Consider the following 19878-nt stretch of genomic DNA (forward strand, 5'->3'; position numbering starts at 1 on the left):
TTTCTCGTATGGTTGCTGCTATCGCTCTAGTTAGAGGGTCTAACCAGATCTCACTGGAGCATGCGCCCCCTCGGCGACGCTTGTCAAGGGACCTCTTTCTCAAGTTAGAATCTCTAACCGAAGTGATAGGCGGAGAGTGGAGCAAGGAGCCGGTGCCATGGCAGACGACAGCAGGACCTCCTCACCCCGCCGCCGCTACCGCGACCAGGTGCGCGCCGAGATCAAGGAGGCCGCGCTGGAGCAGATCAGGGCGGGCGGCGCCCCCGCGCTCAGCCTCAACGCCGTGGCCAAGGGGCTCGGCCTCACAGGACCGGCCCTCTACAAGTACTTCCGCAGGCGTGACGACCTCCTCACGGAGCTCATCCGCGACGGCTACGACGCCGCGGCCGCCGCCATGAGCGACGCCGCCGACCACACCGCCGGCGCGCCGCCCCGGGAGCGGCTGCACGCCCTCGCCACCGCCTTCCGCACCTGGGCCACCGGCGCGCCGCACGTCTACCAGCTCCTCGCGGGCACCCCGTCCCCCGGCTACCAGGCGCCGCCCGAGACCGTCGCCCGCGCCCGCGCCGTGCTCGGCCCGCTGCTCGGCGTGCTCGGGCAGGGCGACTGCCGGGGCGCGGCCCTCGCGCTGCGTGCGGAGATGCGGTTCTGGCTGAACGGGAGCCCGCCCGTCGAGGAGTGGGTCAGGAGCTGGGCCCCGGACGCCGACGCGGCCACCGCCCTCGCCGGGACGGTGACGGCCTGGGCCCGGCTGCACGGCGTCGTCGGCCTCGAAGTGCAGGGCCTGTTCCAAGGAATGGGGCACCGCCCCGGCACGCTCCTGCACGCCGAGATGGAGGACCTGGCGGACGCGATGGGACTGCCCGCCGCCTGACGCGGGCGGCTCGATCGGTTCGGTGGACCCGGCGGCCCTCGCCCCGTCCGCACAGGACGGGTGCGGGAGCTCGCCGAGGACAAGGTGTTCGGGGCGACCACGCTGGAACGGGGCTGAGCCCCGGCTCAGGTCACCGTCAGCGTCCCCTTGGCCTTGGCCGTGGAGCTGTTGCCCACGTACAGGTCGAACCTGCCTTCCTCGACGAGGAACTCGCCGTGCGGGTCGTTCGTCCAGAAGCCCAGGTCCTCGGCGCCGACGCGGAAGCGGACGACGGTGGAGCGGCCCGCGCCGAGCGTGACCCGCCGGAAGCCGCGCAGCTTGCGCACCGGCTGCGTGATGCTCGCCGCGAGGTCGTGGACGTACAACTGGACGACCTCGTCGCCCTTGCGGTCGCCGGTGTTGGAGACGGTGACCGACACCTCCAGGGTGTCGCCCGCGCGCAGGGCGCCCGCCGGGACGGAGGTACGGCTGAGCTTCGGCGCGCCGAGCTCGAACGCCGTGTAGCTCAAGCCGTGGCCGAAGGGGAACTGCGGGTCCGGCGGCAGGTCCAGATACTTCGACGAGTACTTGTTGTCGGCGTCGTAGGGGCGCCCGGTCGACTCGTGGTTGTAGTGGACCGGGATCTGGCCGACCGTCCGCGGGAAGGACACGGGCAGCTTGCCACCGGGGTTGACCTTGCCGAACAGCACGTCGGCGATGGCGTTCCCGGCCTCGATGCCGGGGTGCCAGGCCTCGAGGACCGCGGGCGTGTCCGCGAGCCAGCCGCCCATCGTCAGCGGGCGGCCGTTCACGAGGACGACCACGAACGGCCTGCCGGTCCTCGCGATCGCCCGTACGAGCCGCTCCTGCCCGCCCGGCAGGCCGATGTCACTGCGGGCCGCCGCCTCGCCGCTCATCGCGGGCGGCTCGCCCACGACGACGACCGTCACATCGGCGGCCTTCGCCGCGGCGACCGCGGCCGGGATACCACCGGTGTCCCCTCTCTCGGGGCTCTCGGGGCTCTCGGGGCTCTCGGGGCCGACGCCGCGCGCGTACGTCACCCTCGCGTGCGGTGCCGCCCGCCGCACCGCGTCGAGGACCTTCACCGAGGGGTACTTCTCGGCGGCGGCCGGGACCACCCAGGTGCCCAGCAGATCGTCGGAGTTCCCGAACGGGCCGACGACGGCGATCGAGCCGACCGAGGTCTTGAGCGGCAGGGTCCCGCCCTCGTTCTTCAGGAGCACCATCGAGCGGGCCGCGGTGTCGCGGGCGGCCTCGCGGGCGGCGGCGGTCGGCCCGCCGATCGCCTCGTCCTCGTCCACGTACGGGTTCTCGAAGAGACCGAGGGCGAACTTCAGACGCAGGACGCGGGCGACCGCGTCGTCCAGGCGGTGCTCGCTGATCCTCCCCTCGCGCACCAGCTTCCTGCCGTGCTCGCGCAGACTGGTGCTGACCATCTCCATGTCGACGCCCGCGTTCAGTGAGAGCCGGGCCGCCGCCGCGCCGTCCTCGGCGAAGCCGTGCGCGATCAGCTCCTGGACACCGTTCCAGTCGCTGACGACGACGCCGTCGAAACGCCACTCCTCCTTGAGGATGCCGGTCAGGGTGTGGGAGTTGCCGTGCGCGGGGACACCGCCGACGGTGTTGAAGGACGCCATGACCGTGGCAGCGCCCGCGTCCAGGGCCGCCTTGAACGGCGGCAGATAGAGATTGCGCAGCCGTGACTCCGACACGTCGACCGTGTTGTAGTCCCGCCCGCCCTCGGCCCCGCCGTAGGCCACGAAGTGCTTGGCGCAGGCGGCGAGCCGGTCCTTGGCGCCGTACCCGTGCCCCGGGCCCTGGTAGCCCTCGACCTTGGCGGCCGCGAACACGGACGTCAGATACGGGTCCTCGCCCGAACCCTCGGCGATCCGGCCCCAGCGCGGCTCGCGCGTGACGTCCATCATCGGCGAGAACGCCCAGTGCACGCCGTTGGACCTGGCCTCCTTCGCGGACACCTCGGCGTCCTTCCGCGCCACGTCCGGATCGAAGCTCGCGGCCTGCGCCAGCGGGATCGGGAACGTCGTCCAGAAACCGTGGATCACATCGAGGCCGAACAGCAGCGGGATGCCGAGACGGGACTCCTCGACCGCGATGCGCTGCAGGGCGTTGCTGCTCCGCGCGCCGAAGATCGAGAGCACCGAGCCGAGCCGCCCGGCCCGTGCCGCGTCCTCGGCCTCCTTGGTCCCGCCGCCGCCCGGACCGGTGTCCCAGGACCAGGCGAGCTGCTGGAGCTGGCCGAGCTTCTCTTCGACAGTCATACGGTCGAGGAGCCGCCGGACCTTTCGGTCGTACGGGGTCCCGCGGTCCTCGGCGGCGCGGCCCGGAGCCGGAGAAGCGGGTGCGGCCTCGGCGGTCGTGGAGCTCAGGGCACCACCCGCGACGGCGGTGGAGCCCATCGCGGTCAGCAGAGTACGCCTTCGTACATCACGCATGCGTTCGCCTTCTCACGTTCAGGACACGAGTAACCGGAGTGGTGCGCTCAAGAGTTGAAGCGAAAGTACGTGCCGGTTACAGGCGGGTCAACAGACACGACAGAGGTACGGGGGACGGAGGGAACCGGGGAGTGCGATCGGATGGTGTCGTGCTTGACCTCGACATAACTTGAGGTTCTACGGTGCTGCACATGAGCATGGAGACGACAGCCTGGACCCAACTGCACAGCGTCATGAACGCAGAGCAGGAACGCCGACCCTTCGCCCGCGCCACCGTGCGCCGCATCGCCGCCTTCGCCGCCCCGCACCGGCGCCGCATCATCCAGTTCGTCCTGCTGAGCGTCGTGACCGCGCTGCTCGCCGTCGCGACTCCCGTGCTCGCCGGGCGGGTCGTGAACGCGATCGTGTCCGGCGAGCAGTCCTCGACCGTCGTCCGCTACGCGGTGCTCATCGCCGTCATCGCGGTCGCCGAGGCCGGACTCGGGCTGCTCGGCCGCTGGCTGTCGGCCAACCTGGGCGAGGAGTTGATCCTCGACCTGCGCACCGCCGTCTTCGACCACGTACAGCGCATGCCCGTCGCCTTCTTCACCCGCACCCGCACCGGGGCGCTCGTCAGCCGCCTCAACAACGACGTGATCGGCGCGCAGCGGGCGTTCAGCAACACGCTCTCCGGCGTCGTGTCCAACTTCGTCACGCTGCTCCTCACCCTCGGCGTGATGCTCGCCCTCTCCTGGCAGATCACGCTCCTCGCCCTGGTGCTGCTCCCGGTGTTCGTGGTGCCCGCGCGCCGCATGGGCACCCGGATGGCGCAATTGCAGCGTGAGGCCGCGCACCACAACGCGGCCATGGGCACCCGCATGACCGAACGGTTCTCGGCGCCCGGCGCCACGCTCATCAAGCTGTTCGGGCGGCCCGCCGACGAGTCCGCCGAGTTCGCCGCGCGGGCCCGCCGGGTACGGGACATCGGCGTCCGCACAGCCATGGCACAGTCCGCCTTCATCACCGCCCTCACCCTGGTGTCCGCCCTCGCGCTCGCCCTCGTCTACGGCCTCGGCGGCTACTTCGCACTCGAAAACACCCTGGAGCCGGGCGCCGTCGTCGCGCTCGCCCTGCTCCTGACCCGGCTGTACGCGCCGCTGACAGCCCTTGCCGGTGCGCGCGTCGAGGTGATGAGCGCCCTGGTGAGCTTCGAGCGGGTCTTCGAAGTCCTGGACCTGAAGCCGCTGATCGACGAGAAGCCGGACGCGCGCAGGGTGCCCGAGGGGCCGGTCGCCGTGGAGTTCGAGGACGTCCGCTTCGGCTACCCCGCCGCCGACAAGGTCTCCCTCGCCTCCCTGGAGGAGGTCGCAACCCTGGACGGCCGCGGTGGCGCCGAGGTCCTGCACGGCGTCTCCTTCCGGGCCGAGCCCGGCCAGACCGTCGCGCTCGTCGGGTCCTCCGGCGCGGGCAAGTCGACCGTCGCGCAACTCCTTCCGCGCCTCTACGACGCCGACTCCGGTGTCGTGCGCGTCGGCGGACACGACGTACGCGAGCTGGCCGCCGAATCCCTGCGCGACACCATCGGCATGGTCACCCAGGACGGCCACCTCTTCCACGAGTCGGTACGGGCCAACCTGCTCCTCGCCCGCCCCGGCGCGGACGAGGACGAGCTGTGGGACGTGCTGCGCCGGGCCCGCCTCGACGCGCTGGTGCGCTCGCTGCCCGACGGCCTGGACACGGTGGTCGGGGAGCGCGGCTACCGGCTCTCCGGCGGTGAGCGGCAGCGGATGACCATCGCGCGGCTGCTGCTCGCCCGGCAGCGCGTGGTGATCCTCGACGAGGCGACGGCGCACCTCGACAACACCTCCGAGGCCGCGGTGCAGGAAGCCCTCGCCGAGGCGCTCTCGGACCGCACGGCCGTGGTCATCGCACACCGCCTGTCGACGGTGCGCTCCGCCGACCAGATCCTCGTGGTGGAGGAAGGGCGGATCGTGGAGCGCGGCACGCACGAGGAACTGCTCGACGCCGGGGGCCGCTACGAGGAGCTGTACCGGACCCAGTTCGCGGGCAAGGCGGAAGGCCGGGCGGACGGTGACGGGGTGGTGGTCGCCGCGTAGGCCCCCGGGCCGGATGGTGGCGCGGGCGCCGGGTCGGATGGTGGCGCGGGCGCCGGGCCGGATGGTGGCGACGGCGCCCGGCGTGGCACTCTGTTTGCAGTGGTCACATGGCAGTACTGCGGATGAAGTAGCAGAGGGAGAGGACCCCCATGCGGCAGAACCCGGCCCGGCGCACCGCGCTCCTCGACGCCGCCATCGAGGTGCTCGCGCGTGAGGGGTCCCGCGGCCTCACGCTGCGGGCCCTGGACGCGGAGGCCGCGGTGCCCAAGGGCACCGCGAGCAACTACTTCCCGCACCGCGCGGAACTCCTCGCGCAGGTCATGCGGCGCATCCTGGTACGGCTCACGCCGGAGGAGAACGCGCTCGCCGACACCATGCGCGCCCAGGTGTCCACGGAGCTCGTGAGCACGCTCCTCAAGCAGCTCGTGGAGCGCACACGCGCCGACCGCAGCAGCCATCTCGCGCTCCTGGAGCTCCGCCTGGAGGCGACGCGCCGCCCGGAACTGCACGCCGAGCTGACGCGGTTCATGGCCGAGCAGCTCGACGCCAACATCGCGTTCCACCTCGGCGCCGGACTGCCCGGCGACCGCACCGGAGTCGTGCTGCTCTACCTCGCCATGCTGGGCCTGATCGTGGACGACCTCACGGTGCCCGACCTGCTCGCGCCGCACTCGACCGACAAGCTCATCGAGGAACTCGCGCAGCGGGTGCTGCGGTGACCGTCGAGACCAGGGACGAGCGGTCACGGATGACCCTGGCCCTGCTGCACACCTCACCCGTCCACATCCCCGTCTTCGACGCGCTGCGCGACGCGGACCACCCCGGCCTCCGGCTGCGCCACGTCGTCCACGAGGACCTCCTGGCCCGCGCGAGGACCCTCGGCGTGGACGCCGTCGCGGACGACGTCCACGCGGCGCTCGCCGAGGCCGCCACGGGCGCCGACGCCGTGCTGTGCACCTGCTCGACCATCGGCGGCGTCGCCGAGTCGGGGGCTGTTGCCGGGGTGCCCGTGCTGCGCGTCGACCGTCCCATGGCGGCAGCCGCGGTGCGGGCGGGGCCTGCCGTCGCCGTCGTCGCCACGGTCGCCTCCACCCTGGAGCCGACCGCCGCCCTGGTCGCGGAGGAGGCCGCCCGCGCGGGGCACCCCGGTGACCGGCTCGACCTGCGCACCGTTCTGGTCGAGGGCGCCTGGGAGCGGTTCGCTGCGGGGGACCGCGAGGGGCATCTGCGGCTCGTCGCCGACGCCGTCGAGCGCGTCGCGGGAACGGTCGACGCGGTGGTCCTCGCCCAGGCGTCCATGGCCGACGCGGCCGACCGCGTGTCCGTCGCCGTACCAGTGCTTGCCAGCCCCCGTACGGGACTCGCGGCGGCGGCCCGGCTCAGCGGCTGAACCCGGGCCGGGACACCCGCCCACCGCCCGCCACCCGGCCCAGGCCCTAGGGTGCGACCATGACCACATCCGGAGAAGCCGTGCTCAGCCCGACGGGCTGGGTGGCCCAGCAGGCCCGTCGCTACGAGGAGTCGGGCGGGACCGAGGGCACCACCATCCAGGGTGCCCCCTGCCTGCTGCTCGACTACAAGGGCCGTCGCACGGGGCAGTGGCGGCGCACCGTCCTCATCTACGGCCGCGACGGTGACGACTACCTGGTCGTGGCGTCCAACGGCGGCGCCGACGAGCACCCCCTGTGGTATCTGAACCTGCGCGACGAACCCGACGTCCGGCTGCGCGTGGACACCGAACGGTTCGACGCCCGCGCGGAAACCCTTTCGGCGCAGGACAAGGAACGCGTCTGGCCGCACCTCGTCGACGTCTTCGCCCCGTACGCCGAGTACCGGCTCAAGACCCGGCGTGACATCCCCGTCGTACGCCTGAGCCGCACCGACGGCTGACCGCCCGCCTGCGCACCGCCTCCGCGCCGTCCCCGCGAGGACTCCGCGGGGACGGCGCGCCGCGGGTCCGTGGGCCGCGCGGACGCGTGGAGTCGCCGGGCGTGGGCACGCGAGGCGGGAGAGAGTGGAGCGGCCGGGCCCCGGCGCACGCCGTCCCCCGACGTGAGCCGACCCCGGCCACGAGCCGCCTCCGACCCGCTGGAGGAACCATGACCCATCCGTTCCCCGACCCCGTACCACCGGCACCCACACCGGGCCCAGGTCCGAGCCCGGCACCGGGCCCGCCGCCCGACCCCTCGCAGCCCCCGAACCCGGAGCCGGACCCCGTCCCGCTGCCCCCGCCGGCACCGACGCCGAGGCCGCCGGGCCCTGACCCCGTGCCGCCACCGGAGCCGGAGCCCTCACCCATGGGACGGCCCGTGACGCCGGGAAGCGACACCCCCGGCCTGACGTAGCGAGGCCCGGCAGTTGGGCGGCGACGGGCCCGGGCGGCCATGCGCGACGCCCGGCCGCCCGGAGGCACGCCCGGGCCGGGGCCCGCCCCGGCCCGGGCGCCGACAGCCGTGGACGGCGACCCCCGCCCGCCGGAACCCCTACGCCGGGACCTCGGAGCGGTCCCCGCCCCACAGCGTGTGGAACGCGCCGTCGCGGTCGGTGCGCCGGTAGGTGTGCGCGCCGAAGTAGTCGCGCTGACCCTGCGTGAGCGCGGCGGGCAGCCGGTCCGCGCGCAGCGCGTCGTAGTACGCGAGGGCCGCGGCGAAGCCCGGCGCGGGCACGCCCTGGCGGGTCGCGGCGACGAGCACGGCACGCCAGTCGTCCTGTGCCTCGCCGATCTCCCGCGCGAAGCCCTCGTCGGCGAGCAGGCTCGGCAGGTCGGACCGCGTGTCGTAGGCGGCCCGGATGCGGTCGAGGAACGCGGCCCTGATGATGCAGCCGCCGCGCCAGATCGAGGCCACCGCGCCCAGGTCGATGTTCCAGGCGTACTCCTCGCTGCCCGCCGCGATCTCGTGGAAGCCCTGCGTGTACGACACGATCTTCGAGGCGTACAGGGCCTGCTCGACCTGGTCGGCGAACGCCGCCGCGTCCTTCTTGCCGAGCGGCTCCGCCTTCGGGCCCACCAAGTCGCGTGACGCGTCACGCAGCTCCCGGTGGCCGGAGAGCGAGCGGGCGAACACCGCCTCCGCGATGCCGGAGACGGGCACGCCGAGATCGAGGGCGATCTGCACGGTCCAGCGTCCGGTGCCCTTCTGCTCGGCCTGGTCCCGCACGACGTCCACGAACGGCTCACCGGTCGCGGAGTCGACGTGGGCGAGCACCTCGGCCGTGATCTCGATCAGATAGGAGTCGAGACGCCCGGTGTTCCAGGTGCGGAAGATGTCCGCGATCTCGGTGGGGGAGTAGCCTGCGACCTCGCGCAGAAGCTGATAGGCCTCGGCGATCAACTGCATGTCGGCGTACTCGATGCCGTTGTGCACCATCTTCACGAAGTGGCCCGCGCCGTCCGGGCCGATGTGCGCCGTACAGGGGCTGCCGTCCGCGGCCTTCGCGGAGATCTTCTCCAGCATCGGACCGAGCGCCGCGTAGGACTCCTCGGAGCCGCCCGGCATGATGCTCGGGCCGTTCAGCGCGCCCTCCTCGCCGCCGGACACGCCCGTGCCGACGAAGTGGATGCCCCGCTCGCGCAGCGCTCGCTCGCGCCGCCGGGTGTCCGCGAAGTGCGCGTTGCCGCCGTCCACGATCATGTCGCCCGGCTCCAGGAGGGGCGCGAACTCCTCGATGACGGCGTCCGTGGGCTCGCCCGCCTTGACCATCACCACCAGGCGGCGCGGCCGCTCCAGGGCCGCGACGAATTCCTCGGCGCTCTCGGCGGCGACGAAATCGCCCTCCTGTCCGAATTCCTCCACCAGCGCGCGGGTCCGCGCCGCCGTGCGGTTGTGGACCGCGACCGTATAGCCGTTGCGGGCGAAATTGCGGGCGAGATTGCGCCCCATCACCGCGAGTCCCGTGACACCGATCTGCGCCGAAGCACTCATGCTGCCGCTCCTGAGTTCCTGGGTAATCCGATCCGAGGTAACGCGTCTGTGCGCCAGTATCATCCTGCGGCGTGGCGTGACATCCCGACACCGCGTCCGATGTCAGGAGCCGTCCGCGCCCCATTTCGAGCTGCCTCTCGACGAACTCCGCCGCCACCGTCCGCAATTCCCCGAGCCGGACGACTTCGTCGCGTTCTGGGAACACACGGGGGCAGGGCTTTCCGGCGGCACTGGAGGACGGGACATGTCCGCCGTCGACCGTTTTCGTCGCCTTCCATGCCTGTGCGGGGGCGAAACGGTCGATGGAGGTGTACTCCTTCAACGGCCACGAGGGCGGTGGCCCATTTCAGCGGGATGTCCAACTGCGGTGGCTCAAGCGGCATTTGTGTGACTGAACGGCCGATGACGAGTTCAACGCCCCCGCCCGGGCCCTGCTCTTGTCACACCCATGGCCGACCGGCTAGCTTGCGGCCTTGTCCTGTGGCTGACGTGTGACGTCGAATTCGACGAGTTCGACGTGTGTCTGAGGGGGCTTTCATGGCCTTACGAGGCCGGCATCGCCGGTACCAGCCGAGCCGGATCAACCGTGCCTCGCTCACGGTCACGGCAGGTGGCGCCGGAATGGCCCTGCCGCTGATGACCGCGGGCACGGGCCACGCCGCGGACGTGGACACCTGGAACAAGGTCGCGGCCTGCGAGTCCACGAACAACTGGAGCATCAACACCGGCAACGGCTTCTACGGCGGCCTCCAGTTCACCCAGTCCACCTGGCAGGCCTACGGCGGCACCGCCTACGCCCCGCGCGCCGACCTCGCCACCAAGGACCAGCAGATCGCCGTCGCCGAGAAGGTCCTCGACGGACAGGGCCCCGGCGCCTGGCCGGTGTGCTCCCAGCGCGCCGGGCTCACCCGCGGCGGCGACAGCCCCGACCTGAGGCCCGCGTCGGCCCCGCAGCAGAAGTCGGCCCCGCAGCAGCAGAAGGCGACGGGCGGCGCGAAGACCGAGGGCGCCCCCAAGGCGCCCAAGCGCACGGTGCGGGACGTCAAGCCCGAGGTGACCCCGCAGTCCACGGCGGGCACCGCCCGGATGTACACGGTCGTCCGCGGCGACACCCTCTCCGGGATCGCCGACGAGCGCCGGGTGCGGGGCGGCTGGCCGCAGCTCTACGAGAGCAACCGCCGCACCATCGGCACCGACCCCGACCTCATCACGCCCGGCCAGCGCCTGTCCCTGCGCGCCGCGGAGCGGGGCAAGGCGCCGGTGCGACCGCCCGAGCGGCGCGCCGACCCCGACCGGCAGAAGCACCCGGAGAAGCGGCCCGCGCGGCACGACGAGAAGCGCGACGAGAAGCACGTCGAGAAGAGGGCGGAGAAGAAGCCCGAGAAGAAGCAGGAGCGCAGGCCCGAGCGGTCGCATCCGCCGGCCAAGGAGACCAAGCCCGCGCCCAAGCAGAAGCGCGACACCGCGCCCGCGGGCAGGCAGCGCGCCGAGGCCGCCACCTCCGCCGGCGCCGCGGCGCCCGTCACCGGCTCCATCGGCACCCCGTACCACGCGACCGGCAGCTCCTGGTCGAAGGGCTACCACACGGGCGTCGACTTCCCCGTGCCCACCGGCACATCGGTGAAGGCCGTCGTCGCGGGCACGGTGGTCTCCTCCGGTTGGGGCGGGAGCTACGGCTACGAGGTCGTCATCCGCCACACCGACGGCAGGTACTCGCAGTACGCCCATCTGTCGGCGCTCACCGTGAAGGCGGGGCAGAAGGTCGGAGCGGGCCAGCGCATCGGCCGCTCCGGTTCGACGGGCAACAGCACGGGCCCGCACCTGCACTTCGAGATCCGCACCGGGCCCGGCTTCGGCTCGGACGTGGACCCGCTCGCCTATCTGCGGGCCCGTGGGGTGCGCATCTGACGTACGTGACAGATGCGCATCTGATGTACGCGATGTACGCGATGTACGCGGGAACGCCCCGCGCCGGGGCGCGGGGCGTTCGTCGGGAGCGGGGCGTGCCGAGGAGCTGGGCGCGCTTCAGGACACGCTGTGCTCGGGCGTCGGCCGCGGCAGGGGCATGCGCGTGAACGCCATCGGCTGCAACGGCAGCGCGGTCAGGACATCGGCGACCAAGGCGTCCGGCACGGTCTCCGGCAGCGTTTCCGACGGGCCCGGGGCAGGGTCCGGGGCCGAGGCCTGTGGGGCGGTGGAGGCGTCCGGTGCGGACGGCTCGTTCGGCAGCGGGCTCGACGGTGGGCGGCGCCCGGTGTCGGCCGGTGACCGCTCGTCGTGCGAGGGGGCGCGCTGCTCCACGACCCGGCCCTCGTCGCCGGTGAGGAGGACGGCCGCCTCGCCGGTGCCCGACGGAGCCGCACGGTCGCGGGACCCGGCGCCCGCGGCCGCGACCTGCTCACCGGCACCGGAGGGCGCGGAGGGCGCGGCGCTCGCGTGCGCACCGCCGATGCGCTCCGTCGTCAGCAGGATGAGACCGCCCCCCGCGACGACACCGCAGGCCAGGGCGAGCGCGGTGCCCGACGTCCCGTAGCGGAAGGATTCTCCGAACAGGGTGAGTCCGACGGCGGCCGCTATCACCGGGTTCACGACGGTCACCGCCGAGAGCGGAGCCGTGAGGCCCGCGCCCTTGTACGAGGCCTGCGAGAGGAGCAGTCCGCTCACCGCGAGGACACCGATGACCGCGAGACTCGGCGCCTGCCGGGCCAGCGAACCCTGCATGTCCCAGTCCACGGCGACGGTCTTGGTGAACACCGAGGAGACGCCGAAGGCGATGCCCGCCGCGGTGGCGAGCAGCATGCTGCGCACCGCCGGGTGCCGGTGCACGGCGTGCGCGAGCAGCATCAGCGCGACGACGGCGCCGCCGGTGCCGAGCCCGAGCACGACGCGCTCGGTGTCGGCGAGCGACTGCGAGGCCGTGGCCTGCGTCAGGGACAGCATCCCGGCGAGGCCGACCGTCGCCATGATGGCGCCGCGCCAGGCGGTGGCCCCGGCCCGGCGGCGCACGAACATCGCGGCCATCGGCAGGGCGAACACGATCGTGAGGGCCCCGAGCGGCTGCACCAGGCTCAGCGGGCCGAAGGCGAGCGCCACCACGTGCAGGAGCCCGCCGAGGCCGTTGAGCGCCACCGCGACCCACCATGCGCTGCTGCGCAGCGGCGCGTACTGCTGCTCCGCCGCCCGCGCCGCCACCTGCTCCTGGATGATCGCCCCGCCGGCGTACGCCACGGCGGAGACCAGGGAGAGCACGATGGACAGCGCGAGGGCACTCATGAGGTGCTCCGCGGCGCGCGGCACGACCGGCGGGTGCGGTCGGCGGGGTCCCTGTGCACCCGGGGCGACGAGTGCGGCGAGCGGTCGGCTTCCATGTTCACCACGATGTCGCGCGGAGCGCGTTTCGTCGTCGTCCCTGAGCAGTCAATGTGTCCTACTCCCGATGGAGTATGGCTGCGCACATGTCCTCCCCAGGTCTGGTTACGCACCGAAAACGCTCTCCTGCTGTACTTCTGCGATGACTGCGCACACCTCTGCGATCGACTGGGACACCGTCGGGACCGTCGGCGGCTTCTTCACCGTCAGGACGGGGGAGCCTTCTGGTGACAACCATGTTCCGCTGGCTCTCGTGTATACGGCAAGGCCACCTGAAGTGGGGCCCGACCAGGGCTCCGCCGGGCTGCGACCTGGTCTCCACCAGGACTCAGGCGATCCGCTGTGTTTCCGTGTCGCGAAGGTCGCGGGACGCCTCGGCGCCCCCGAGGAACGCGTCGCCGCGTCCGTGGCGCAGCTCGGGCTCGCCGCCCGGCTGTGGTCCCTCGCGCTCGGCCCTGCCGCGCTGTACGGACGGGTGCCCGACCTCGACCCTGCCCTGCTGCGCTGGGACGCGGACGCCACCTCGCCCGAGGACCTGTGGCTCGCCGGAACCCGGACGTACCCGGCCGACGCCGCCCGCGTCCTCGCGGCGGTCCAGGACGCCCACCTCACCCCGCTCGCCGGGGCCCTGCGCGCCCGCTTCCGCGTCTCCCCGGCCCTGCTGCGCGGCAACGCGGGCTCGGCCCTCGCGGGCGCGGCGCGCGAGCTGCACGCCTGGGCGGCCCGCGAAGGCCGCCCCGAGGTGGGCGGGCGCGCCCTCGCCCTGGCCGCGGAACTCTTCGCGGACCCCGCCCTGAAGGCCACCGGCACCCTGGAGGGGACCGCGTTCCGGCGCCGAAGCTGCTGCCTCTACTACCGCTGCCCGGGCGGCGGCCTGTGCGGCGACTGCTGTTTCGACCGGCCGCCGCAGCGGTCTTCCCACGGGGCGGCGTCTGGGTGACCATGAGGGAGCCGGCCGACGACGGGGGGCTCCGCTCGTGAAAGTGGGACTGCTCACCCGCGAGTTCCCGCCGGACGTCTACGGCGGCGCGGGCGTCCATGTCGAGTTCCTGGCGCGGGAGTTGCGCGCGCTCACCGACCTCGACGTGCACTGCTGGGGCGAAGGCGCGGGCGAGGGCGTGGTGCGCCACCACGCCTGGGCCGACCTCGACACCGCCAACGACGCGCTGCGCACCCTGTCCGTGGACCTGTCCATGGCGGCGGCGCTCGACGGCCGTGACCTCGTGCACTCCCACACCTGGTACGCCAACCTCGCGGGCCACGTCGGCAAGCTCCTGCACGGCATCCCGCACGTGCTGACCGCGCACTCCCTGGAGCCCCTGCGCCCCTGGAAGGCCGAACAGCTCGGCGGCGGCTACGCCGTGTCCAGTTGGGCGGAGCGCACCGCCGTCGAGGCGGCCGACGCCGTGATCGCCGTCTCCCACGGCATGCGCGAGGACATCCTGTCCTGCTACCCGGCCGTCGACCCGGCGAAGGTGCACGTCGTCCACAACGGCATCGACACCGACCTGTACCGGCCCGACCACGCCACCGACGCCCTGGCTCACCACGGCATCGACCCGAGCCGCCCCTACGTCCTGTTCGTCGGCCGCATCACCCGCCAGAAGGGCGTGTCCCACCTGCTGCGCGCGGCCCGCGCCCTGGACCCCGGCATCCAGCTCGTGCTGTGCGCGGGCGCCCCCGACACCCCGGAGATCGACCAGGAGTTCCGCACCCTGCACGAGGAGCTCGACCGGGCCAGGGGCGGCGTCATCTGGATCCCGCGCATGCTGCCGCGCCTGGAGGTCGTGCAACTCCTCACGCACGCCACGGTGTTCGTGTGCCCCTCGGTGTACGAACCGCTCGGCATCGTGAACCTGGAGGCGATGGCGTGCGGCACCGCCGTGGTCGCGTCCCGCGTCGGCGGCATCCCCGAAGTCGTCTCGGACGGCACGACGGGGCTGCTCGCCCCCTACGACGCGCTGCGGCCCGACCGCTTCGAGCACGACCTGGCCGTGCTCCTGAACCATCTGGCCGCGGAACCGCAGCGGGCGGCCGCGATGGGCTCGGCCGGACGGCACCGGGCCGTGCGCCAGTTCGGCTGGGACACGGTGGCACGGCGCACCGTGGACGTGTACGAGGAAGTCATGGCGTTACGCAAGTCCGACTAGCGGCTAAGGGGCGGCCATGCGCGGTGGACCTTCGGTGCTCGGGATCGTGCTCGCGGGCGGGGAGGGGAAGCGGCTGATGCCGCTCACGGCCGACCGGGCGAAACCGGCGGTGACCTTCGGCGGCACCTACCGCCTCGTCGACTTCGTGCTCTCCAACCTCGTCAACGGCGACATCACGCGCATCTGCGTCCTGACGCAGTACAAGTCGCACTCCCTGGACCGGCACGTCTCCACCACCTGGCGGATGTCGAGCCTGCTCGGCAACTACGTCACCCCCGTCCCCGCCCAGCAGCGCCTCGGCCCCCGCTGGTACCTGGGCAGCGCCGACGCCATCCTGCAGTCCCTGAACCTCGTACACGACGAACAGCCGGACCACATCGCGGTGTTCGGCGCCGACCACGTCTACCGCATGGATCCGCGCCACATGCTGGCGCAGCACATCGAGTCCGGCGCGGGCGTCACCGTCGCCGGGATCAGGGTGCCGCGCGCGGACGCCGGCCAGTTCGGGATCATCACGCCCGCCGGGGACGGCGCCCGGGTGCGGAGCTTCCTGGAGAAGCCGCAGGACCCGCCAGGCCTGCCCGGCTCCCCGCACCAGGTGTACGCCTCCATGGGCAACTACGTCTTCGCCACCAAAGTGCTCGTCGACGCCTTGCAGCGGGACGCGGAGGACCCCGACTCGGTGCACGACATGGGCGGTTCGATCCTGCCGTCCCTCACCGAGCGCGGCCTCGCGCAGGTCTACGACTTCGCCGACAACCACGTCCCCGGCGAGACCGCCGGCGACCACGGCTACTGGCGCGATGTCGGCACCCTCGACGCCTACTACGAGGCCCATATGGACCTGATCTCCGACCGGCCCGCCTTCAACCTCGACAACCGCCGCTGGCCCATCTACACCCACGCGGGGCAGTTGCCGCCCGCCAAGTTCTGCGCGGGCGGCATCGCGGGGGAGTCCGTCGTCAGCCCCGGCTGCGTGATCCGCGGGCAGGTCACCCGTTCCGTCCTGTCGCCCGGTGCGATCGTCGAGGAGGGCGCCGTCGTGCAGGGTTCGGTGCTGCACGACAACGTCCGTGTGGGCAGGGGAGCGGTGGTGCGCGGCGCGGTCCTCGACAAGAACGTCGACGTCCCGCCCGGCGCCACCATCGGCGTGAACCCGGAGCGGGACGAGGAGCTGTACACGGTGTCGAAGGGCGGCGTGATCGCCCTGGGCAAGGGCCAGCAGGTATCGGTGGACGGGACATCGCTCACGTACCCCTAGCGCCCGCCTCCGCGCGACTGGGAGCGCCCCGCCCCCTGCGGCTACAGGGCACGCCTCCTGCGGCTACAGGGCACGCCTCCTGCGCCTACAGGACCCGCCTCCTGCGGCCCAGCCACGTCTGCGCCACGACGACCACCGCCAGGAAGCCGCCGCTGACGACCTGCTGGTAGGCGGAGTCCAGGGAGCCGATCTGGTTGATGACGTTCTGGATGACCTTCAGGAGCAGTACGCCGAGGAGTGAGCCGCTGAGGAAGCCGAAGCCGCCGGACAGCAGGGTGCCGCCGATGACGACCGCGGAGATCGCCTCCAGTTCCATGCCGGAGCCGAGGATCGTCACGCCCGACACCAGCCAGGCCGCGTTCAGGGCGCCCGCGAGGCCCGCGCACAGGCCCGACAGGGTGTAGACGGCCGTCTTCGTGCGGGCCACGGGGACACCCATCAGCGCCGCCGCGTCCTCGTTGCCGCCGACCGCGTACACGTACTGCCCGAAGCGGCTGCGGCGCAGCACCACCGCGCCCGCCACGAACAGACCGACCGTGATCCACACCGGTGCGCCGACGCCGAGCACCTTGCCCTGCCCGAGCGTCGCGAAGAACGAGTCCTTGTCGACCAGATAGGTCCTGGAGCCCTCGTCGGTGGCGGCGAGGAGGATGCCGCGGGCGCCGAGCATCGCGGCGAGGGTCACGATGAACGGGGCGAGCCGGGAGCGGGAGATCAGCAGACCGTTGACGAAGCCGATGAGCCCGCACACGGCGAGCGGCAGGAGCAGTGCGACGGTGCTTCCGTACTGCGACCCCCACGCGGCGAGGACCCCGCCGAGCGCGAACAGCGAGCCCACCGACAGGTCGATGCCACCGGTGACGATCACGAACGTCATGCCCAGGGCGACCACGGCGAGGAACGCCGAGGACACCGCCATGTTCTGCGTGTTGTCGGTCGTCATGAAGGTGTCGAAGCTCAGCCAGGCCGCGAGCACCGCCACCACCAGGGTCACCAGGGCGCCGTGCTGCTGGGCGAACGCGCTCAGGCGCTCCGACCGCGCGGGACCCGGCGGATCCGCGTCCATGGCACCGTCCACGGGCCGCACCGGGCTCCGTGGACTCCGCGGACTCCGCGGACTCCGCGGACTCGGTGACTTCTGTGTGCCGACCGTCATCGCCTGCCCCTCTCGCGTGCCGCGTACACGGCCAGGATGATCACCACGGCCTGGGCGATCTGCGTCCACGACGGGGGCAGATCGTGCTTGATGAGCGTGGCCGTGAGCAGTTGGATGAGGACGGCGCCCGCGACGGTGCCGCCGACGCGGACCCGGCCGCCGCTGAGCGGGGTGCCACCGACGACCACCGCGGTGATCGCGGACAGCTCCATCAGAGTGCCGAGCGACGTCGGGTCGCTCGCGGTCAGGCGTGCGGTGGCGAGGACACCCGCGATCGCGGCGAGGGCGCCGGAGCACACGTACACGAGGATGAGCACGCGCCGTACGGGAAGGCCCGCGAGCTTGGCCGCGGGGCGGCTGTCGCCGATCGCGAGCAGTTGCCTGCCGAAGGTCGTGCGGCGCACGACGAACGCCACGAGGAGCGCGAGCGCCGCCGCGATCAGCACGAGGTAGGGGACGCCGAGGACGTCGCCGGAGCCGAGTGAGGCCATGGTCGGATCGCGGACGTCCTTGAGCTGGGGGAGCAGGACCAGGGCCAGCCCCCGGCCCGCGACCATCAGGGCGAGCGTCGCCACGATGGGCTGCACCCCGATGAACGCCACGAGCGCCCCGTTCGCCACCCCGACGGCGACCCCGCCGAGCACGGCGACGATGAGCGCGATCCACATCCCGTACCCGAGATACAGCGAGAGCAGCGACGTGGACAGAGCCATGACCGAGCCGACCGACAGGTCCACGCCCTCACTGCCGATGGCAAGGGCCATGCCGAGCGCCACGATCAGGACGGGTGCCACCTGCACGGCCTGCGTGCGGAAGTTCTCCGCGGACAGGAAGTGCGGGGTGAAGGCGATGTTCACCAACAGCAGGACCGCCACGCCCAGATGAACGCCGTAGTCCTGAAGGAGCCGCAGCAGACGGTCGCGGTCCACGCGGGAGCGGCCGAGGCCGATGTCAGTCATGGTCGTCTCCGGGGGCCTGGTCGTCCCCGGGGGCGTCGCGGGCGTCCGGGGAGTCGGACGGGGCGGCGGACGGGGAGTGGGTCGGGGCGGCGGGCGCGGCGGCGATGGCGCGCAGCAGCCGGTCCTCGGTGACGGCGTCCCCGCCGAGTTCCTCGACGACCGCGCCGTCCTTGAGGACCACCACGCGGTCGCTGCCCTCGATCAGTTCCTCCATGTCGGAGGAGATGAGCAGTACGCCGAGCCCGTCGCCTGCCAGCTCGTCGATGAGCTTCTGCACCTCGGCCTTGGCGCCGACGTCGATGCCGCGCGTCGGCTCGTCAAGGAGCAGCACCTTCGGGTTCATGGCGAGCCAGCGTGCGAGGAGCACTTTCTGCTGGTTGCCGCCGGAGAGCTCGCCGACCTTCTGGTGCGGCCCCGACGCCTTGATGTGCAGACGCTTCATGAAGGTGTCCACGACCCGGTCGACGCGGGCCTCGTCGACCAGGCCGAAGCGGGACAGGCCCGGCAGCGCCGCGAGCGCGATGTTCTCGCGCACCGACAGGCCCGGCACGATGCCCTCGGCCTTGCGGTCCTCGGGCAGCAGGCTCACTCCGGCGCGGATGGCGGCGGGCGTGGAGCCGGTGCGCACCGGCACCCCGGCGACCACGACCCGCCCCGAGTCCGGCGGCAGGGCGCCCGCGATGGCTTTCGCGGTCTCGCTGCGCCCCGAGCCGAGCAGCCCGCCGAGCCCCACGACCTCCCCGGGCCGCACGGTCAGGGACACGCTGCGCAACAGGTGACGTACCGTCAGTTCCGCTGCGCGCAGGACGGGTTCGGCCTCGGCGTCGTGGCCGCCGCTGAACTTCGTCAGGCCTTCTTCGCGTACGTCGCCGATCTCCCTGCCGAGCATCAGCGAGACGAGCCGCAGTTGGTCCAGGGCTGCGATCGGTCCTGTGTGCACGGCCTTGCCGTCCCGCAGCACGGTGACCGTGTCGCACACCTCGTACAGCTCGTCCAGACGGTGACTGACGTAGATCACCGCGATGCCGCGCTCGCGCAGCATCCGGATCACCCCGAACAGCGTGGCCACCTCGCGCGGCTCCAGGGACGACGTCGGCTCGTCCATGATGACGACCCGCGCTTCGACGGAGACCGCACGGGCGAGCGCCACCATCTGCTGGGCGCCGACACCGAGTTCGCGCAACGGCCTGCGCACGTCGACGCGCATCCCGAGGCCGCGCAGGGCGGTGTCCGCCTCGCGGTGCATCCGGCGGAAGTCGATCAGGCCGAGGCGGCCCCGGGGTTCCCGGCCGAGGAAGAGATTGCGGGCCACGCTCATCAGCGGGACCAGATTGACCTCTTGGTAGATGGTGGAGATGCCCGCGTGCTGGGCTTCGAGGGGAGTGGCGAACTCCACCTCGCTGCCGTCGTACGTCAGGACGCCCGTGCCCGCGGCGGTGGGCGGATCGGGCCGGTACACGCCCGTGAGCACCTTGATGAGCGTGGACTTCCCGGCGCCGTTCTCACCGATCAGGGCGTGCACCTCGCCCGCCCTGGCCGTGAAGTCGACGCCGTCGAGGGCGCGTACGCCCGGGAACGTCTTGCTGAGCCCGGCCACCGAGAGGACCTCGGCCGACCGCACCGGGAGCGCCGGCACG

At 72.5% G+C, this 19878-nt stretch carries 15 protein-coding genes and 1 pseudogene; 10 read left to right on the top strand and 6 right to left on the bottom strand.

Annotation, left to right across the window (positions count from 1 at the left end):
• Positions 1 to 157 precede the first annotated feature (157 nt).
• Positions 158 to 874: a TetR/AcrR family transcriptional regulator gene (locus IG78_RS0136095; protein WP_030572158.1), complete on the top strand. Its 717-nt coding sequence runs from the start codon at positions 158 to 160 to the stop codon at positions 872 to 874.
• A gap of 125 nt (positions 875 to 999) precedes the next feature.
• Here IG78_RS0136095 and bglX read toward each other — a convergent pair whose 3' ends face one another.
• Positions 1000 to 3327: a beta-glucosidase BglX gene (gene bglX / locus IG78_RS0136100; protein WP_030572162.1), complete on the bottom strand. Its 2328-nt coding sequence runs from the start codon at positions 3325 to 3327 to the stop codon at positions 1000 to 1002.
• Between the two features lie 197 nt (positions 3328 to 3524).
• On the opposite strand from bglX, the gene IG78_RS0136105 reads away from it, so the two are divergent.
• From IG78_RS0136105 to IG78_RS0136120, 4 genes are all read left to right on the top strand, one after another.
• A complete protein-coding gene (locus tag IG78_RS0136105) occupies positions 3525 to 5423 on the top strand; it encodes an ABC transporter ATP-binding protein (RefSeq protein WP_199813348.1) in 1899 nt (632 codons plus the stop codon).
• A 149-nt stretch (positions 5424 to 5572) separates the two neighbouring features.
• The gene (locus IG78_RS0136110) at positions 5573 to 6142 is read left to right on the top strand and encodes a TetR/AcrR family transcriptional regulator (protein WP_030572168.1); all 570 of its coding nucleotides are present in this window, start codon (positions 5573 to 5575) and stop codon (positions 6140 to 6142) included.
• 29 nt (positions 6143 to 6171) lie between these two features.
• Positions 6172 to 6813, top strand: coding sequence for an aspartate/glutamate racemase family protein (locus IG78_RS0136115; protein WP_030572172.1), 642 nt, complete (start codon positions 6172 to 6174; stop codon positions 6811 to 6813).
• Between the two features lie 59 nt (positions 6814 to 6872).
• Positions 6873 to 7313 (top strand): nitroreductase family deazaflavin-dependent oxidoreductase, encoded by a 441-nt coding sequence (locus tag IG78_RS0136120; RefSeq protein ID WP_030572175.1) that lies wholly within the window; start codon positions 6873 to 6875, stop codon positions 7311 to 7313.
• Positions 7314 to 7906: 593 nt separating this feature from the next.
• On the opposite strand, the gene gndA is transcribed toward IG78_RS0136120, so the two are convergent.
• Positions 7907 to 9346, bottom strand: coding sequence for an NADP-dependent phosphogluconate dehydrogenase (gene gndA / locus IG78_RS0136125; protein ID WP_030572177.1), 1440 nt, complete (start codon positions 9344 to 9346; stop codon positions 7907 to 7909).
• A 218-nt stretch (positions 9347 to 9564) separates the two neighbouring features.
• Here gndA and IG78_RS51880 point away from each other — a divergent pair.
• Positions 9565 to 9741: pseudogene (locus IG78_RS51880) on the top strand (acetylxylan esterase); the annotation flags it as partial.
• A gap of 142 nt (positions 9742 to 9883) precedes the next feature.
• Complete coding sequence (locus IG78_RS0136130; RefSeq protein ID WP_030572180.1) at positions 9884 to 11254, top strand: transglycosylase family protein; 1371 nt, start codon at positions 9884 to 9886, stop codon at positions 11252 to 11254.
• Positions 11255 to 11371: 117 nt separating this feature from the next.
• Here the strand turns inward: IG78_RS0136130 and IG78_RS0136135 are convergent, their stop codons facing one another.
• A complete protein-coding gene (locus tag IG78_RS0136135; protein WP_030572183.1) occupies positions 11372 to 12619 on the bottom strand; it encodes a DMT family transporter in 1248 nt (415 codons plus the stop codon).
• A 238-nt stretch (positions 12620 to 12857) separates the two neighbouring features.
• Between IG78_RS0136135 and IG78_RS0136140 the strand changes: the two genes are divergently transcribed.
• The 3 genes from IG78_RS0136140 to glgC are packed head-to-tail and all read left to right on the top strand — an operon-like array spanning position 12858 to position 16126.
• Positions 12858 to 13655, top strand: coding sequence for a (2Fe-2S)-binding protein (locus IG78_RS0136140; protein ID WP_225882352.1), 798 nt, complete (start codon positions 12858 to 12860; stop codon positions 13653 to 13655).
• A gap of 37 nt (positions 13656 to 13692) precedes the next feature.
• On the top strand, positions 13693 to 14865 hold the full coding sequence (glgA, locus tag IG78_RS0136145; RefSeq protein WP_030572187.1) for a glycogen synthase: 1173 nt from the start codon (positions 13693 to 13695) through the stop codon (positions 14863 to 14865).
• 16 nt (positions 14866 to 14881) lie between these two features.
• Positions 14882 to 16126, top strand: a complete 1245-nt coding sequence (gene glgC / locus IG78_RS0136150; RefSeq protein ID WP_030572190.1) for a glucose-1-phosphate adenylyltransferase — start codon at positions 14882 to 14884, stop codon at positions 16124 to 16126.
• Positions 16127 to 16211: 85 nt separating this feature from the next.
• Here glgC and IG78_RS0136155 read toward each other — a convergent pair whose 3' ends face one another.
• From IG78_RS0136155 to IG78_RS0136165, 3 genes are all read right to left on the bottom strand, one after another.
• On the bottom strand, positions 16212 to 17192 hold the full coding sequence (locus tag IG78_RS0136155) for an ABC transporter permease (RefSeq protein WP_051853293.1): 981 nt from the start codon (positions 17190 to 17192) through the stop codon (positions 16212 to 16214).
• Between the two features lie 86 nt (positions 17193 to 17278).
• Positions 17279 to 18241 carry an ABC transporter permease gene (locus IG78_RS0136160; RefSeq protein WP_030572196.1) on the bottom strand — a complete coding sequence of 321 codons (963 nt, stop codon included), beginning with the start codon at positions 18239 to 18241 and terminating at the stop codon, positions 17279 to 17281.
• On the bottom strand, positions 18234 to 19877 hold the full coding sequence (locus IG78_RS0136165; RefSeq protein WP_225882353.1) for a sugar ABC transporter ATP-binding protein: 1644 nt from the start codon (positions 19875 to 19877) through the stop codon (positions 18234 to 18236). Before IG78_RS0136165 ends, IG78_RS0136160 begins: the two co-directional genes overlap by 8 nt.
• Position 19878: the final 1 nt, after the last annotated feature.

This window comes from Streptomyces aureocirculatus, assembly GCF_000720475.1.
GTDB classification, from domain to species: domain Bacteria; phylum Actinomycetota; class Actinomycetes; order Streptomycetales; family Streptomycetaceae; genus Streptomyces; species Streptomyces aureocirculatus.

Excerpts from the sequence above, each read along its gene's own strand:
- IG78_RS0136095 (WP_030572158.1), top strand. The coding sequence starts at position 158 with ATGGCAGACGACAGCAGGACCTCCTCACCCCGCCGCCGCTACCGCGAC.
- bglX (WP_030572162.1), bottom strand. The coding sequence starts at position 3,327 with ATGCGTGATGTACGAAGGCGTACTCTGCTGACCGCGATGGGCTCCACC.
- IG78_RS0136105 (WP_199813348.1), top strand. The coding sequence starts at position 3,525 with ATGGAGACGACAGCCTGGACCCAACTGCACAGCGTCATGAACGCAGAG.
- IG78_RS0136110 (WP_030572168.1), top strand. The coding sequence starts at position 5,573 with ATGCGGCAGAACCCGGCCCGGCGCACCGCGCTCCTCGACGCCGCCATC.
- IG78_RS0136115 (WP_030572172.1), top strand. The coding sequence starts at position 6,172 with ATGACCCTGGCCCTGCTGCACACCTCACCCGTCCACATCCCCGTCTTC.
- IG78_RS0136120 (WP_030572175.1), top strand. The coding sequence starts at position 6,873 with ATGACCACATCCGGAGAAGCCGTGCTCAGCCCGACGGGCTGGGTGGCC.
- gndA (WP_030572177.1), bottom strand. The coding sequence starts at position 9,346 with ATGAGTGCTTCGGCGCAGATCGGTGTCACGGGACTCGCGGTGATGGGG.
- IG78_RS0136130 (WP_030572180.1), top strand. The coding sequence starts at position 9,884 with ATGGCCTTACGAGGCCGGCATCGCCGGTACCAGCCGAGCCGGATCAAC.
- IG78_RS0136135 (WP_030572183.1), bottom strand. The coding sequence starts at position 12,619 with ATGAGTGCCCTCGCGCTGTCCATCGTGCTCTCCCTGGTCTCCGCCGTG.
- IG78_RS0136140 (WP_225882352.1), top strand. The coding sequence starts at position 12,858 with ATGACTGCGCACACCTCTGCGATCGACTGGGACACCGTCGGGACCGTC.
- glgC (WP_030572190.1), top strand. The coding sequence starts at position 14,882 with ATGCGCGGTGGACCTTCGGTGCTCGGGATCGTGCTCGCGGGCGGGGAG.
- IG78_RS0136155 (WP_051853293.1), bottom strand. The coding sequence starts at position 17,192 with ATGGACGCGGATCCGCCGGGTCCCGCGCGGTCGGAGCGCCTGAGCGCG.
- IG78_RS0136160 (WP_030572196.1), bottom strand. The coding sequence starts at position 18,241 with ATGACTGACATCGGCCTCGGCCGCTCCCGCGTGGACCGCGACCGTCTG.